We start from the raw sequence: 15,240 nt of genomic DNA on the forward strand, positions 1-15,240 counted from the left end.
GTCGCCAACGGTTCGTTGTCAAACCTGACCAGCAGCGACGGCGGCGTGACCTGGACCGCAACCTTCACGCCGACAGCCAACGTCAACGATCCGACCAACCTGATCCTGATCGACACCGGCGGCGTCCAGGACCTGGCCGGCAACCTCGGGGCGAGCATCGCCATCTCCAACAACTACATCCTCGACGCGACCCGGCCGACGGTGAACATCGTAGTCGCCAATCCGAATCTGGGCATCGGCCAGAGCACCACGGTGACCTTCACCTTCAGCGAGGCGGTGAGCAATTTCGACCTGTCCGACCTGAGCGTGACCAACGGTGACCTCAGCAACCTGACCAGCAGTGACGGCGGCAAGACCTGGACCGCGACTTTCACGCCGACCGCGAATGTCACCGACCCGAGCAACTTCATCGCGCTGGACACCAGCAACGTCACCGACCTTGCGGGCAACGCCGGCAGCACGGTGGCGGTGTCGAACAACTACGCCCTCGACAGCGAACGGCCGACCGCGACGGTGGTGATCGCCAATCCGAACCTGGGCGTCGGTCAGACTTCGCAGGTGACCATCACCTTCAACGAAGCGGTGAGCGGTTTCGACCTGTCGGACCTCAGCGTGGCCAACGGCACTCTGTCCAAACTGAGCAGCAGCGACGGTGGCAAGACCTGGACCGCAACCCTGACGCCGAACGCCAACGTCAACAGCGCCAGCAATGCGATCAGCATCAACACCGCCGGGGTCAGCGACCTGTCGGGCAACAGCGGCAGCAGCGTCAGCAGTTCCGGCAATTACGTGATCAACACGGTGCCTGTGCCTCCTGTGGCACCGACTACTCCGTTGATCGTGGTGACACCGGATCCGGAGTTCCGCAGCAGCGATCCGGTCGCGCCGCCGCCACCGCCGAACGTTCCGCTGCAGCCGATCGTCTTCACCGCGCCCACTGGCGACCTCGGTTCACCGCTGACTTTCGCGCCGTTGTTCGAGCAACGGGTGATCGGCAACGGCATCCGTCCACTGGGGGATATTTTCATCAATCGCGGTGCGCTGAGCCCCAGCTTCATTGCCCAGGTGTTCAGCAGCAGCGACAACCAGGGTGACGGCTCTGGTCATGGCTTCCTCGGGTTTGGCGGTGGCGATGGCGGGGTGTTCGGCAGCAGCACGCTGTCGAGTCTGTTCAATCAGGACAGCAGCGCCGAGCGCGATTCGCTGAACGCCTTCGGCAGTCAGTCGATCAAGGGCGGCGATATTTCCCAGGGCCTGCGCGGTGTGTTCGGCGCGCCGACCCTTGGCCAGCAACTGCAACAGATCAAGGACAGCGAGCAGCACCGGGTCGACAACCTGGCCGCCGCACTGCAACAGGTCGGCATCAGCGAAATGCCGGCCTGACCAACATTACAACTCAATATATGCGGGACCTAGGGGCGATCCAGGGATGAAGAAAAGTCAGAAGTTGTTCGGCGTCAGCTTGCTGGCGCTGGCGATCAGCGGATGTGCAGTGACCAGTGAACCGATCGAACGCAGCGTCAGCGAGCAACGGGCCAGAGCTGACCTGCAGAGCATGTACAAGGGCCAGGAACCGCTGAGCGGTCCGCTGACCCTGCACCAGGCGATGGCCCGCGCGGTGAAATACAACCTCGAAGGTCGCTTGAAAATCATGGAGGAAGCGCTGGCCAAGCGGCAGCTCGACCTCGCCAGTTTCGACATGCTGCCGCGCATGGCGCTGGACGCCGGTTACGTCGGACGCAACAACGTCAGCGCCTCCAGCAGCCAGAGTGTGCGCACCGGCACCCAGTCCCTGGAACCGTCGACCTCCCAGGACCGCGACCGTGACGTCGCCGACCTGACCATGGTCTGGAACGTCCTCGATTTCGGTGTCAGCTACATCAGCGCCAAGCAGCAGGGCGACCAGCGCCTGATCGTTCAGGAGCGCCGGCGCAAGGTGATCAACACCATCGTTCAGGACGTGCGCTCGGCCTATTGGCGGGCGATGGCTGCCGAACGTCTGCTCAAGCAGATCGACAGCCTGATGGCGCGAGTCGACACCGCCCGCCGTAACAGCGAAAGCATGAGCGAACAGCGCATCGGTGATCCGGTGCAGTCCCTCGGTTATCAGCGTTCGCTGATCGAAGCGACCCGGCAACTGGAAGAACAACGCCGCGCGCTGTCGCTGGCGAAAACCGAACTGGCGACCCTGATCAACCTGCCGCTGGGCACCAACCTGACCCTGGCCACCGATGACGGTTACCGGATCCCGGAACTCAAGGTCGATCTGAGCAAACTCGAGCAGGAAGCCCTGACCAGCCGCCCGGAACTGCGCGAGCAGGATTACCAGACCCGGATCAGCGCCGCCGAAACCCGCAAGGCCATGCTGCGTCTGCTGCCGGGCCTGGAGTTCTCCGCCGGCGGGCACTACGACAGCAACTCGTTCCTGGTCGAACAGGGCTGGGCCGACTACGGCGTCAAAGTCACCTGGAACCTGTTCAACGTGATCTCTGCCCCGGCGGCTATCGATGTGGCGAAGGCCGGTGAAGAAGTGGCTGCCGCGCGACGTCAGGCGATGTCGATTGCGGTGCTGGCGCAGCTCTACGTGGCCAATGCCAACTATCAGGAAGCGCTGCGCCAGTTCAAGACCAACCAGCAACTGTCGGACATCGACGGGCAAATTGTCGGTCAGTTGCGTAACCGTCGTCAGGCCGACGGCATTGGTGAGCTGGACCTGATTCAGGGCGAGCTCAACACCTTGCAGGCCGATCTGCGGCGTGACCTGTCATACGCCGATCTGCGCAATGCTTACGGGCAGATCTTCGCCAGCGCCGGCCTCGATCCGCTGCCGGATCAGGTGCAGTCGACCGAAGTGCAGTCGATCGCCACCGCCCTGGCCAACCGCGAAGCCGCGTGGGCCTCGGGGGATATTTCGCTGCCGGTGGCCCATGCCGCCGCGCAGTGACGTATTGGCGCCGACTGCCAGCATCAGCCGTGCCCAACGCGAGGCCCGCAACGGCCATCGCGGCACGGCGATGCTGCTGACCGGTTTGCCGGCGGCGGGCAAATCGACCCTTGCCCAGGCGTTGCATGCCGAGTTGTTCAGTCGTGGTCTGCAAAGTGTGGTGCTCGATGGCGATGGCCTGCGCGTCGGGCTCAACCGTGACCTGGGTTTTACCGATGCCGACCGCCTGGAAAACATCCGCCGCGCCAGTGAGCTGGCGGCGTTGCTGGTGGAGAACGGGCAGATCGTGATTCTGGCGATGATCGCGCCGTTGGCGGAACTGCGCGAAGTGTTTGCCCGCCGTTTGAGCGAGGACTATCGCGAAGTCTGGTGCAGCGCCGCGCTGGCGGTGTGCGAGCAGCGCGATCCGAAAGGGCATTACGCCCGGGCCCGGCGTGGCGAGCTGGCCGGGTTCACCGGCGTGTCGGCGCCTTACGAGGCACCGGCCCAGGCTTCGCTGGTGCTCGACACCGGCACGCTGACGGTCGAAGCCTGTCTCGACCGGTTGCTGACCTGGCTCGGCGAATCCGCGGTGTTGCCCAAGGCATGAGCCGGCCGGCGTTCTCACGGTTGCCAGTGACGGTGGACCTGCCGTTGCTGTTGCAGGCGCTGGCGGCGATTGAAGACGCTGCCTGGCGCGGTCATTTCAACACCGCTTATTTCGCCGGCGACTGGAGCGGCGTGGCGCTGATTTCCGCCGCTGATGCGCTGACCGAACTGTCCCCCGGCAGTGCCGAACCCGTACGACGCGCCCCTTGGCTGAATGATGGTCGCTGGCAGCAGGCCCTGCGGGATCTGCCGCTGGAAATCGTCAGTGCTCGGTTGTTGCGACTGGGCCCGGGCGGGCAGATTCATGAACATCGCGACTACGACCTTGAGGGCGTGGACGCCGATTTGCGCCTGCACATTCCGCTGCTCAGTCCGCCTGCCGTGGACTTCTGGCTCGACGGCCAGCGGATGCCGATGGCGAAGGGAGAATGCTGGTTTCTCGATCTCGCCCGACCGCATCGGGTCGACAATCGCGACAGCACGGTTCGGGTTCATCTGGTGCTCGATTGCCGCCCCGCGCCCTGGCTGGAGCAGATGATTGTTGACGGTTTGCCGAGCACTCCGCGGCCCGATGGCGCGGAGACGGCGCTGCAGCGTTTTCAACGGTTGCTGGTCACGGATCCGTTGCTGTCCGCAACGTTGCAGGCACTGCACGACCCTGACGCATTCACCGCTCAGACGCTGGCGCTGGCCGCTGAACGCGGTCTGCACTTTTCCCGTGAAGAACTGCTGGCGGCGATGCGCAATGGTCGCCGGTCATGGAACGAACAATGGCGTCTGTGAATTTCGACGGCTGGCTGCCGATCCGCATCTGGAAAACCGCCGGGCAATGGCAGGTCGACTGGTGCTGGTTTGGCGACACACCGCTGCATCAGCCGTTCTTTCGTGAAGCCGTCGAAGACGCGTTGCGCCTGCCGTTCAATCAGGCGTTCCGCCGGCAAACGCCCTTGTCGGCACTCATGGATTGGCAGGCGCTCAGTCCGGGTCTGCCGCCGAGTGCCTTCATCCTGCACGCCTCTCGTTGCGGCTCGACGCTGATCAGCCAGATGCTCGCCCGGCTCGACGATCACATCGTGGTCTCGGAGCCGCCGCCCCTCGATGCCTTGCTGCGTAGTGATCTGCCGGGCGAAGAACGCCGCGCGGCCATCGCCGGATTGCTCTCGGCGTATGGTCAGCGGCGGCGCGGTACGGAGCAGCGGCTGGTGATCAAGCTCGACGCCTGGAACATCGGCGAATGGCCGTTGCTGCAGGAATGCTTTCCCGATACGCCTTGGCTGTTTGTCTATCGCGATCCGCTGGAAATCGCCGTCTCGCACCTGCGCCGCCCCGGCCTGCACATGGTGCCGGGTGCACTCGGCGATTGTGTGCTGGACGACGATTTGCCGTTCGAGGGCAGCGAGGATTTCATCGCCCGGCGGCTGGGGCGCCTGCTGGAGGCGGGGTGGGTGCATTGCCGTGATTCTGCCGGGCTGGCGCTGAACTACAGCGAATTGCCCGACGCGATGAGCGGGCGGCTGGCGCGGTTTTTCGGGCTCAGCGCCACGCAGTGTGAACAGGCGCTGACAGCGACGGCGCAGCACGCGAAGCAGCCGTCACAACCCTTTGTCGTCGATGGCGAACACAAACGCCGGGAGGCATCGGCGCTGTTGCGGGCACGGATCGAAGATTGCGCCCGTGCGCCCTATGCCGCGCTGGAACGCTTGCGCGCGCTTACGATTTCGCCGACAGATCCGCCATCCCCTTGAGCAGTTCGATCGGCAACGGAAAGACGATGGTCGAGCTCTTGTCGCCGGCGATCGAACTCAAGGTCTGCATGTAGCGCAGTTGCATGGCGCCGGGCTGGCGACCAAGCATTTCGGCGGCCTGCATAAGTTTTTCCGAGGCCTGCAATTCGCCTTCGGCGTGGATCACCTTGGCTCGCCGTTCCCGTTCGGCTTCGGCCTGTTTGGCGATGGCGCGCACCATTGATTCGTTGAGATCGACGTGCTTGATTTCGACATTGGCGACCTTGATCCCCCAGGCGTCGGTCTGGGCGTCGAGCACTTGCTGGATGTCGATGTTCAGACGTTCGCGCTCGGCCAGCAGTTCGTCCAGCTCATGTTTGCCGAGCACTGCGCGCAGGGTGGTCTGGGCCAGTTGGCTGGTGGCCATGAGGAAATCTTCGACCTGGATGATCGCTTTCTGTGGGTCGAGCACTCGGAAGTACAGCACCGCGTTGACCTTCACCGACACGTTGTCGCGGGTGATCACGTCCTGCGGCGGCACGTCGAGGACGATGGTGCGCAGATCGACCCGGACCATTTGCTGCACCACCGGAATCAGCAGGATCAGACCCGGTCCCTTGACCTGCCAGAAGCGTCCGAGCTGGAACACCACGCCGCGTTCGTATTCGCGCAGGATGCGGAACGTCGAGCCGGCCAGGGCGATCAGCAACAGCAGCAGCGCGACAAAACCGATTTGCAGACCCATGATCACTCTCCGAGCGGTGCCGCGTCAGTCGCGGCCACTTGCAGCAACAGACCCTTGCGCCCGACCACGCGCACCGGTTGCCCGGTGTGCAGCGGCGTGGCGCTCAGCACCTGCCAGCGTTCTCCTTGTAATTGCACCCAGCCGTTGCGGCTGTCTTCCGGTTGCACCACCGTCACCGCCGTGACACTGCCGAGCAGGCCGGCATCGCCGCTGACCGGTTGGCGCGGTCGGGTTTTCAGGGCGCGGATCAGCAATGCGATCAGCAACAGGGCGCTCACCAACCCGAGGCCGATCATCATCGGCACCGGCAGTTCGGCGTTGCTCAGGATCAGCGCGCCGATCACGAACATGACGATACCGCCGAGGCCGATCAGCCCGTAGTTGGGCAGCGCGGCTTCGGCGATCAGAAATGTGATGCCCAAGGTAATCAGCCACAGGCCGACCGGACTGACGGCGGTAAACGGACCGTCCGCCGCAACCACCGATCCACTCAGCAGCAACAGGGCAAGCGCACAGCAACGGATGTTCACGTGACCCTCCGCGAGAGTCAGGACTTGTTCTTACAGTCTAGTTGAGGCTGCGGCTGGATGATTTTTAACCAGTTTGCCCGCCCCGCCAGTGGGCGGATTTCCCGGTGTTCGCGGCCCGCCGGACTAGACTTTCAAGGACAGCCACAGCGTTTCATTACCGTCCGCCGCGCAGCGTCGGCGGGCACCGAGGTGCATCATGCGTATGGCCAAGAAAGTGCAGAGCAGCCTCAACCGGGCGCAATGCGAATATGACATCGTCACCCACCCGCACTCGTCCAGCAGCCTGGAAACGGCGCGGGTCTCCGGGATTGCCGCAGAGCGGGTGGCCAAATCGGTGATTCTGGACGACCGCCACGGGCACTACCTGATGGCGGTGCTGCCCGCCAGCCGCCACCTGAACTTGAGCAAGGTGCGCAGCAGCGGCGAATGGCAGATCACCCGCGAAAGCAATCTGGCGCACATTTTCGACGACTGCGAACGCGGCGCCGTACCGCCACTGGGCGGCTCCTATGGCCTGGACATGGTCATCGACCCGCTGCTGACCCGGCAAAAAGACATCTACCTGGAAGCCGGCAACCACAACAACCTGCTGCACATGAGCATGCCCGAATTCCTGAAAATGGTGCCGCATGCGCAGGTGCGGGAGTTGAGTCAGTAGGTTTGCGGCGTTTTTGACGACGCTAATCGCGAGCAGGCTCGCTCCCACAGGTTCTGCGCTAGACCTGTGGGAGCGGGCCTGCTCGCGAAAAATCTTTCACACCCTATAAATCTCGCAGGAGTTCCGACATGGAAAACCCGACGCACAGCCTCCCATCCCTGTTCAAGCAACTCGGCCTGGACAACGACCCGGTCAGCATCGACCAGTTCATCGCCACCCATTCTCCGCTCAAACCGGAACTGCACCTGTGCGACGCGTTTTTCTGGACCAAGAGCCAGGCGGATTTCCTGCGCGACGAGATTCTCGATGATGCGGATTGGGCGGAGGTGGTGGATCAGTTGGATGTAATGTTGAGGAAGGGGCGGGGAATGTAAAAAAAAATGATCGAAAAGACCGAAATGTAAAAAAATTTGTGAGTTGTAAAAAAATAGCGCAAAGGTCAGGTTGAGATAGTTTTTCTGAATTCGCCTTCGGACATGAATTTGTTTCAAAACTTGACTGAATTTCCCCACCAATGCGATATTGATAGTTAGCAAACTAACAGTGTGTGCATTCCCTCGTGCCGAATAACCTCGACGCTCTCCAGATGAATATCAGCAGTGCCATGGTGGTGGCCGCCAGGCATTGGCGGAAGATCTGCCAGACCACGCTGGTCAATTATGGAATCTCCGAAGCCTGCGCCGTCCCGTTGTTGATGATCGGGCGGTTGGGCGAGGGTGTGCGCCAGGTGCAGGTGGCGCAGGCGGCAGGGATGGAGTCGCCGTCGCTGGTACGCCTGCTCGATCAGTTGTGTCACGCCGGATTTGTCTGCCGCACCGAAGATGCCCAGGACCGTCGCGCCAAATGCCTGAGCCTGACCGACACCGGCCGTGAGCTGGTGCAAGCGGTGGAGGCGCAACTGGTGCGTCTGCGTCATGAAGTGCTCGAAGGCATCGACCAGCGCGATCTGGAGGCTACGCTTCGGGTACTGAGAGCTTTTGAGGCGGCCACTCCGCCAACGGTGATCAATCCGTGAACGGGTTCTTTTCCGGCATGCCCCCGGCGCGGGACTGGTTCTATGGGGTCCGCACGTTCGCGGCCTCGATGACTGCGCTGTACATCGCCCTGCTCATGCAGATGCCGCGCCCTTACTGGGCGATGGCCACGGTGTACATCGTTTCCAGCCCGTTCCTCGGCCCGACCAGTTCCAAGGCGCTGTATCGGGCGATCGGCACGTTTCTCGGTGCGGCGGCGGCGGTGCTGTTCGTGCCGATGTTCGTCCAGAGCCCGTATGTGCTGGTGGTGGTCATCGCCTTGTGGACGGGGATTCTGCTGTTCCTGTCCCTGCACCTGCGCACCGCCAACAACTACGCGCTGATGCTGGCCGGCTACACCTTGCCGCTGATCGCCCTGCCGGTGGTGGATAACCCGCTGGCGGTGTGGGACGTGGCCGAGTCGCGGACTGAAGAGATCTTTCTCGGCATCGCCGTGGCGGCGGTGGTCGGCGCGATGTTCTGGCCACGACGCCTGGCGCCGGTGTTCAACGACGCCGTGGGCAAATGGTTCGCCGACGCCACGACCTACAGCCTTAAATTCCTCAGCCGCGACGTGCAGCCCGAAGAGGTCGCAGCCCTGCGCATGGCGATGGTCGGCAGTTTCAACAGCCTGGAGTTGATGATCGGCCAGTTGCCGCACGAGGGTGCGCGGCCGCAGACGGTGCGCAACACCAAGGAACTGCGCGGGCGGATGATCCATCTGCTGCCGGTGATCGATGCCCTTGAAGATTCGCTGTACGCCCTCGAACGGGGCACGCCCGAGCTGGTGGAAAAATTCGCCCCGCTGCTCACTGCGACCCGCGAATGGCTTGGCCACAAAGACGCCGATCTGGAGCGCTGGCAAGCCCTGCGGGATCAGCTCGAAGCGCTGCAACCGAGCGCCGAAGCCCTGGAAGATCGCAAACAGTTGCTGTTTTCCAACGCGCTGTATCGCCTCGGCGAATTCATCGATCTGTGGCAGGACTGCCGCAGTCTGCAGGACGCAATCCTGTGCGAGCGCCAGGACAGCTGGCGCGCGGTGTATCGTCACTGGCGCCTCGGTCGCCTGACGCCATTCATCGACCGCGGGCTGATGCTGTATTCGGTGGCCTCGACCATTCTGGCGATCATCGTTGCCTCGGTGTTGTGGATCCTGCTGGGCTGGACCGACGGCGGCAGCGCGGTGATTCTGGCGGCGGTGTCATGCAGCTTCTTCGCCTCGATGGACGACCCGGCGCCGCAGATCTACCGGTTCTTTTTCTGGACCGGGATGTCGGTGCTGTTTGCCAGTCTGTACCTGTTTCTGGTGCTGCCAAACCTGCATGACTTTCCGATGCTGGTGCTGGCGTTCGCGGTGCCGTTCATCTGTGTCGGTACCCTGACGGTGCAGCCACGTTTCTATCTCGGCATGCTGCTGACGCTGGTCAACACTTCGTCGTTCATCAGCATTTCCGGTGCTTACGACGCGGACTTCTTTGCCTTCGTCAATTCCAACCTGGCGGGCCCGATCGGGTTGTTGTTCGCGTTTATCTGGACCCTGATCGCCCGGCCGTTCGGCGCCGAACTGGCGGCCAAGCGCCTGACCCGTTTCAGCTGGAAAGACATCGTCAGCATGACCGAACCGGCCAACCTCGCCGAACACCGGCAACTCGGCGTGCAATTGCTCGATCGCCTGATGCAGCACCTGCCGCGTCTGGCGCTGACTGGCCAGGACACCGGCATCGCCATGCGCGAAGTGCGCGTGGGGCTGAACCTGCTCGACCTGCTCGCGTACACACCGCGAGTGACGGGCGCACCGAACGCGCTGCTCAAGCAAGTGGTGGCAGAGGTCGGCGAGTATTTCCGGGCCTGCCTCAAGGCCGGCGAACGCCTGCCGGCGCCGAGCGCCCTGCTGATGACCATGGATCGCACCCGCCGCGCGCTCAACGGCCACGGCGATGAAGAAACCCGGCTCAACCTGTTGCACGCCTTGAGCGGTTTGCGCCTGGCGCTGTTGCCCGGCGTGGAATTCGTTTCCAACGCAGAGCCCGAAGAACCGCTGCCCGAAGGAGCGCCCCTATGATCGGTGATCTGGATATCAGCGGCATTTTCCTGCCGACCCTGCTGGTGTTGATGGGCATCACTTATGTGCTGTTTGTGTTGGTACACGGCGTGCTCACACGCCTGCATTTCTACCGTCTGGTCTGGCACCGGGCATTGTTCAACGTGGCTCTCTACGCCGTGATGCTGTACGGCGTGGATTCACTCAGTCGATACCTGATGACATGAAAAAACCGTTTCTGACCCTCGGTCGCGTCGTCCTGACGCTGCTGATCGTGACTTTCGCCGTCGTCGTGGTCTGGCGCATGGTGATGTATTACATGTTTGCGCCCTGGACCCGCGACGGCCACATTCGCGCCGACATCGTGCAGATCGCCCCGGACGTGTCCGGGCTGATCCAGCAGGTCGAAGTGAAGGACAACCAGTTGGTGAAGCGCGGCCAGGTGCTGTTCAGCATCGACCAGGACCGTTTCAAACTGGCGCTGCGCCAGGCTAAGGCCGCGGTAGCCGATCGCGAAGAAACCCTGGCTCAGGCGCAGCGTGAAGCCAAGCGTAACCGTGGTCTGGGCAATCTGGTGCCGGCCGAACAGCTGGAAGAAAGCCAGTCGAAAGTGGCGCGCGCGCAATCGGCCCTGGCCGAAGCGCTGGTGGCGGTGGACAGCGCTCGGCTCAACCTCGACCGCTCGGTGATCCGCAGCCCGGTGGATGGCTACGTCAACGACCGTGCGCCGCGTTCGCAGGAGTTCGTCACCGCCGGGCGTCCGGTGTTGTCGGTGGTCGACAGCAATTCGTTCCACATCGACGGTTATTTCGAAGAGACCAAACTCGACGGCATCCACATCGGGCAGTCGGTGGATATCCGCGTGATCGGCGACCGCGCTCGCCTGCGCGGGCACGTCGAAAGCATCGTCGCCGGTATCGAAGACCGTGACCGTTCGAGCGGCAGCAACCTGCTGCCCAACGTCAACCCGGCGTTCAGCTGGGTGCGTCTGGCGCAACGGATTCCGGTGCGCATTGCCTTCGACGACGTACCGGATGACTTCCGCATGATCGCCGGGCGTACCGCAACCGTGTCGATCATCGACGATCAACCGCAGGAGCCCGCAAAATGAGCAGGGCTCTGATGATCGCCGGACTGGGCATGATGCTGTCGGCCTGCTCGATGGTCGGGCCGGATTATCACGTGCCCGAAGACGCGGCGATCCAGCGCAAGGATTTCCAGGGCGACCTGGCGGTGGCCGGCAAACCGGTGGTGTCGGCCCCGGTGCCGGCGGACTGGTGGCGGCTGTATCAGGATCCGCGTCTTGATCAACTGGTGCAGCAGGCCATGGCGTCCAACACCGATCTGCGGGTGGCGGCGGCGAACCTGTCGCGGGCTCGCGCGCAGGTCGATGAAGCCGAGGCGGCCGGTGGCTGGAGCGGCGGCGTGAAAATGGGCGCCCAGCGCTTGCAGGAATCCGGCGAGGCATTCCTGCTGCCGGAGAAAGTGCCGGTGGCCAACATCGGTGATATCGGTATCAGCGCGTCCTACCAGTTCGATCTGTGGGGCACCCTGCAACGCGGGATCGAAGCGGCGAAGGCCAACGCCGACGCGACCCAGGCCGCTGCCGATACCGCGCGCATCACTCTGGTCGCCGACGTGGTGCGGGCCTACACCCAGGTCTGCGCGGCGAACGAGGAGCGGGAAATCGCCCAGCATTCCCTCGACCTGCAATCCCAGAGCACCACCCTGATCCAGCGTCTGCGCGATGCCGGGCGCGGCGACGAAACCCAGGTCACCCGTTCGCAGACCCAGTTCAAATCCTTGCGCGCCGACATGCCGCGTTATGAGGCGGCGCGGCAGGCCGGGTTGTTCCGGCTGTCGATGCTGCTGGCCAAGCCTGTCGATCAATTGCCGGCCGGCACCGCGACCTGCGCCGAACTGCCGAAAATCGCCCAGTTGGTGCCGGTGGGCGATGGCGCTGCGCTGCTCAAGCGTCGGCCGGACATCCGTCAGGCCGAGCGGCGTCTGGCGGCTGCGACGGCTGGTATCGGTATCGCCACCGGCGAGCTGTACCCGGACATCAGCTTCGGCGCGACGATCGGCACTGTCGGCATTCTGGACAACCTTGGCAAACCGTCCACCAACCGCTGGGGCTTCGGCCCGTCGCTGAGCTGGAGCGTACCGACCAACGGCGCCCGGGCCCGAATCCGCGAAGCCGAAGCCACGACCCAGGGCGCGCTGGCGCATTTCGACGGCGTGGTGCTCAACGCCATCCGCGAAACCCAGACCGGCCTGTCCCAGTACTCCGCGCTGCTGCAACGCCGCGATGCGCTGGCCGATGCCGAGCAGTCGGCGAAGCTGGCGGCCGACCAGACGCACCGCTTCTTCCAGGCCGGCCGCGAGTCATTCCTCGCCGACCTGCAGGCCACCCGCACCTACACCGACGTCACTGCGCAACTGGCCGCCGCCAACACCCAGGTTGCCATGAGCCAGATCGATTTATTCCTTGCCCTGGGTGGCGGTTGGGAAAGCGGACGAACGCAAGCCTCGAGCGCCAGCAAACCCTGAGGCCGTTGCTATGCTTTGAAGTATTGAAAGGGCGCCCCGAACCAGGCGCCTTTTCAGTGCACATCGCTAGCGCAGGTCTAGGGGAAACCAATAATGAAAAACCCTTACGCTCTCGGCTTCTGGTGCGCCCTGGTAGCCCTGGTGCTGCTGTCGGCCACCTATTTCTACGGCATCATGCTGGCCCACCAGATCGACAAGGCCATGGTCTTTCTCGACAGCACCGTGGCGCTGATCGCGGTCATGGCGATCGTGGTCGTGGCGTCGGCGCTGGTGCAGACCCAGCGACTCAAGAAACGCCAGCTCGAGCAAAGCAAGACATTGCTGCTGATCTGGGACACCAAGGTCGCGCTGCGCAAAGTCGAAACCGTATTCGACCGCTACTTCTGGGGCGGCTACTGGCAGCCGGGGCGGACCTTCGCCGAAGTCATGGGCGAGCTCACCGGCACGCCGCTGGAAAAAAGCCTCGAAGCCCTGAAAAAACAATGTCTGGCCCTCGACCGACAAGTCGCCGGCGACGGCTGGCACTGGCTCAACAACGCCCGCGAACTGTCGGACGTCGCAACCGCCATGGCCCGCGAGCGTTATCAACTGGACTTCTGCGACCCGCGCAGCGACGGGCCGGGCGGGACGGTGATCGACCGGGATTTCGAAGTGCTGGTGTACACCTGGACCGCACGGCTGAAAAGCTTCGACCATCAGCTCGACGAGATCGAGGTGCAATATTCCTGATCATTAAAAGATCGCCGAACCCGGCGATCTTTTTGTTTGTCCATGTCTCGTGGACATTCTTTAACCTTTAAACATTGGGCCGCGTCGCACTGCCAGTGCTAATCTCCACCGCTAAATTCAGCGGAGTCGCGCCACGGCCCGGTCACGGGTTCAGGGAAGACGACCACACTTTCAGCCACGGAAATCGATCAGGTCATTCATGAATAAATCAGCAGGCGTGCTTCTCGGAATTGTTGTGGCCATTGGCGCCATCAGCGTAGGCGGGGCCTGGTACACGGGCACCAAAATCGAAGGCGTGCTGAACAATGCCGTCGCCAACGCCAACAGCGAGTTGCAGACCGCCATGGCCGGCTCCAACGGCAGTGCATCGCTGGAGCTGGTATCGCTTGAGCGCAACACCTTCAGCAGCACCGCGCACTATCGCCTCAAGGGCGAGGGTGAAATGTTCGGCGAGACGCCGGTCGAGTTGCTGTTCGTCGATCACATCGAACACGGCCCGCTGCCGTTCTCGCGACTGGTGTCGCTGAAATGGCTGCCGGTCATGGCCACCAGTCACTACGAACTGGAAAAAACCCCGATCACCGAAAAATGGTTTGCCGCCACCAAGGGCGCGGCGCCGCTCAAAGGTGTGGTCAACATCGGCTACGACCAGTCCACCACCGGCAACCTCGAACTGCTGCCACTGGAAACTGCGCTGGATGAAAAATCGAACCTGAAGTTTTCCGGTTTGAACATGGATATTTCCGCCAGCGCTCAGGCCCAGAAGGTCAAGGCCGACGGCTACATGGACAGCCTGCACCTGACCACGGTCGCCGAAGACCAGACGCCGGTGCAGATCGAACTCAATGGCCTGACCCTGGCCAGCAACCTCGCCAAGAGCACCTACGGCTACTACACCGGCGAAAACACCCTGGAGTTGACCGCCAGCAAAACCACCTTCGGCGCCAAGCAATCGGTGCTGGGCGTGAAGAACTTCGAAATGAAGAACCGTACCGAAGAGAACGGCAGCAACGCCTCCGGCCGTGCCGACTACAAGGTCGCTGAAGTAACCCTCAACGACAAGAAGATCGGTTCGGCCAACCTGGCCATGAGCCTGAAAAATCTCGACATCCCGTCGGCCATGTCGCTGATGCAGATCTACCAGACCAAGCTGCAGCCATACGAAAAAGCCGCTGCCGAAGCCACCGCCGCCGGCCTGCCGGCACCGGAGCTGAACCTGACCGAAGCCGAGTCCACCCAGGTCAAGGCCGACCTGCAGAAACTGCTGGCGGCCGGGCCGCAATTGGCGCTGGAAGACCTGTCGCTGAAAACCGCCAACGGCGAAAGCCGGGCGAATCTGGTGCTTGATCTGACCAAGCCTGCGTCGATGGACCTGCCACCGGATCAACTGGGCAAACAGTTGATCGCGCTGCTGGACATCAATGTGTTGGTGTCCAAGCCGATGCTGGTCGATCTGCTCAGCGTCCAGGCGCAAATCGATGGCCAGACCGATGCCAAGACCATCGTCGACCAGGCCAGCGCTGGCGCCGACATGTTCGCCGGCATGGCCGTTGGTTCGCAGTTGGCGACACTGGATGGCACCAACGTTGTCACCAAGCTGCATTACGCCGCCAATCAGGTTGAATTCAACGGCCAGAAGATGACCGTCGAGCAGTTCGTGGGCTTCCTGATGAGCAAGTTCGGCAGTATCGAACAGCCTCAGTAAACGCCTCGCGCGT

General features: G+C 62.9%; 16 protein-coding genes. 14 read left to right on the forward strand and 2 right to left on the reverse strand.

Features of this window, described 5'->3' with window-relative positions:
- The 5 genes from EIY71_RS12790 to EIY71_RS12810 all read left to right on the forward strand — a co-directional run.
- Nucleotides 1–1,383 (forward strand): Ig-like domain-containing protein (locus EIY71_RS12790; RefSeq protein ID WP_256661091.1); only part of this gene is annotated, 1,383 nt, incomplete at its 5' end.
- A gap of 46 nt (nt 1,384–1,429) precedes the next feature.
- Nucleotides 1,430–2,944 carry a TolC family protein gene (locus tag EIY71_RS12795; protein ID WP_134021886.1) on the forward strand — a complete coding sequence of 505 codons (1,515 nt, stop codon included), beginning with the start codon at nt 1,430–1,432 and terminating at the stop codon, nt 2,942–2,944.
- A complete protein-coding gene (gene cysC / locus EIY71_RS12800; protein WP_129973838.1) occupies nt 2,928–3,533 on the forward strand; it encodes an adenylyl-sulfate kinase in 606 nt (201 codons plus the stop codon). Before EIY71_RS12795 ends, cysC begins: the two co-directional genes overlap by 17 nt.
- On the forward strand, nt 3,530–4,315 hold the full coding sequence (locus tag EIY71_RS12805; RefSeq protein ID WP_134021888.1) for an aspartyl/asparaginyl beta-hydroxylase domain-containing protein: 786 nt from the start codon (nt 3,530–3,532) through the stop codon (nt 4,313–4,315). The genes cysC and EIY71_RS12805 overlap by 4 nt, the downstream gene beginning before the upstream one ends.
- Nucleotides 4,303–5,277: a sulfotransferase family protein gene (locus EIY71_RS12810; RefSeq protein ID WP_134021890.1), complete on the forward strand. Its 975-nt coding sequence runs from the start codon at nt 4,303–4,305 to the stop codon at nt 5,275–5,277. The genes EIY71_RS12805 and EIY71_RS12810 overlap by 13 nt, the downstream gene beginning before the upstream one ends.
- On the opposite strand, the gene EIY71_RS12815 is transcribed toward EIY71_RS12810, so the two are convergent.
- Together EIY71_RS12815 and EIY71_RS12820 are read right to left on the reverse strand one after the other, a co-directional pair.
- Nucleotides 5,243–6,001: a slipin family protein gene (locus tag EIY71_RS12815; protein WP_007957673.1), complete on the reverse strand. Its 759-nt coding sequence runs from the start codon at nt 5,999–6,001 to the stop codon at nt 5,243–5,245. The two genes, EIY71_RS12810 and EIY71_RS12815, sit on opposite strands and share 35 nt — an antisense overlap.
- Before the next feature lie 2 nt (nt 6,002–6,003).
- Nucleotides 6,004–6,531 carry an NfeD family protein gene (locus EIY71_RS12820; protein WP_085746279.1) on the reverse strand — a complete coding sequence of 176 codons (528 nt, stop codon included), beginning with the start codon at nt 6,529–6,531 and terminating at the stop codon, nt 6,004–6,006.
- A gap of 196 nt (nt 6,532–6,727) precedes the next feature.
- Here EIY71_RS12820 and EIY71_RS12825 point away from each other — a divergent pair, with 196 nt between their 5' ends.
- The 9 genes from EIY71_RS12825 (at nt 6,728) to EIY71_RS12865 (ending at nt 15,227) form a co-directional block, all read left to right on the forward strand.
- A complete protein-coding gene (locus tag EIY71_RS12825) occupies nt 6,728–7,189 on the forward strand; it encodes an aminoacyl-tRNA deacylase (RefSeq protein WP_134021892.1) in 462 nt (153 codons plus the stop codon).
- 128 nt (nt 7,190–7,317) lie between these two features.
- Entirely contained in the window at nt 7,318–7,563 is a 246-nt protein-coding gene (locus EIY71_RS12830; protein ID WP_085697944.1) for a DUF2789 domain-containing protein, read from the forward strand.
- Between the two features lie 212 nt (nt 7,564–7,775).
- Complete coding sequence (locus EIY71_RS12835; protein ID WP_011331882.1) at nt 7,776–8,204, forward strand: MarR family winged helix-turn-helix transcriptional regulator; 429 nt, start codon at nt 7,776–7,778, stop codon at nt 8,202–8,204.
- The gene (locus EIY71_RS12840; RefSeq protein ID WP_134021894.1) at nt 8,201–10,264 is read left to right on the forward strand and encodes an FUSC family protein; all 2,064 of its coding nucleotides are present in this window, start codon (nt 8,201–8,203) and stop codon (nt 10,262–10,264) included. Before EIY71_RS12835 ends, EIY71_RS12840 begins: the two co-directional genes overlap by 4 nt.
- The gene (locus tag EIY71_RS12845; RefSeq protein WP_007957657.1) at nt 10,261–10,470 is read left to right on the forward strand and encodes a DUF1656 domain-containing protein; all 210 of its coding nucleotides are present in this window, start codon (nt 10,261–10,263) and stop codon (nt 10,468–10,470) included. The genes EIY71_RS12840 and EIY71_RS12845 overlap by 4 nt, the downstream gene beginning before the upstream one ends.
- Entirely contained in the window at nt 10,467–11,354 is an 888-nt protein-coding gene (locus EIY71_RS12850; protein ID WP_134021896.1) for an HlyD family secretion protein, read from the forward strand. Before EIY71_RS12845 ends, EIY71_RS12850 begins: the two co-directional genes overlap by 4 nt.
- On the forward strand, nt 11,351–12,793 hold the full coding sequence (locus EIY71_RS12855; RefSeq protein ID WP_064382679.1) for an efflux transporter outer membrane subunit: 1,443 nt from the start codon (nt 11,351–11,353) through the stop codon (nt 12,791–12,793). The genes EIY71_RS12850 and EIY71_RS12855 overlap by 4 nt, the downstream gene beginning before the upstream one ends.
- A 93-nt stretch (nt 12,794–12,886) precedes the next feature.
- Entirely contained in the window at nt 12,887–13,522 is a 636-nt protein-coding gene (locus EIY71_RS12860; protein WP_085746283.1) for an NADH:ubiquinone oxidoreductase subunit N, read from the forward strand.
- Between the two features lie 199 nt (nt 13,523–13,721).
- Nucleotides 13,722–15,227, forward strand: coding sequence for a YdgA family protein (locus EIY71_RS12865; RefSeq protein WP_134021898.1), 1,506 nt, complete (start codon nt 13,722–13,724; stop codon nt 15,225–15,227).
- The last annotated feature ends 13 nt before the right edge of the window (nt 15,228–15,240 follow it).

The organism is Pseudomonas sp. CH235 (assembly GCF_004368175.1).
Taxonomy (GTDB): domain Bacteria; phylum Pseudomonadota; class Gammaproteobacteria; order Pseudomonadales; family Pseudomonadaceae; genus Aquipseudomonas; species Aquipseudomonas paraglycinae.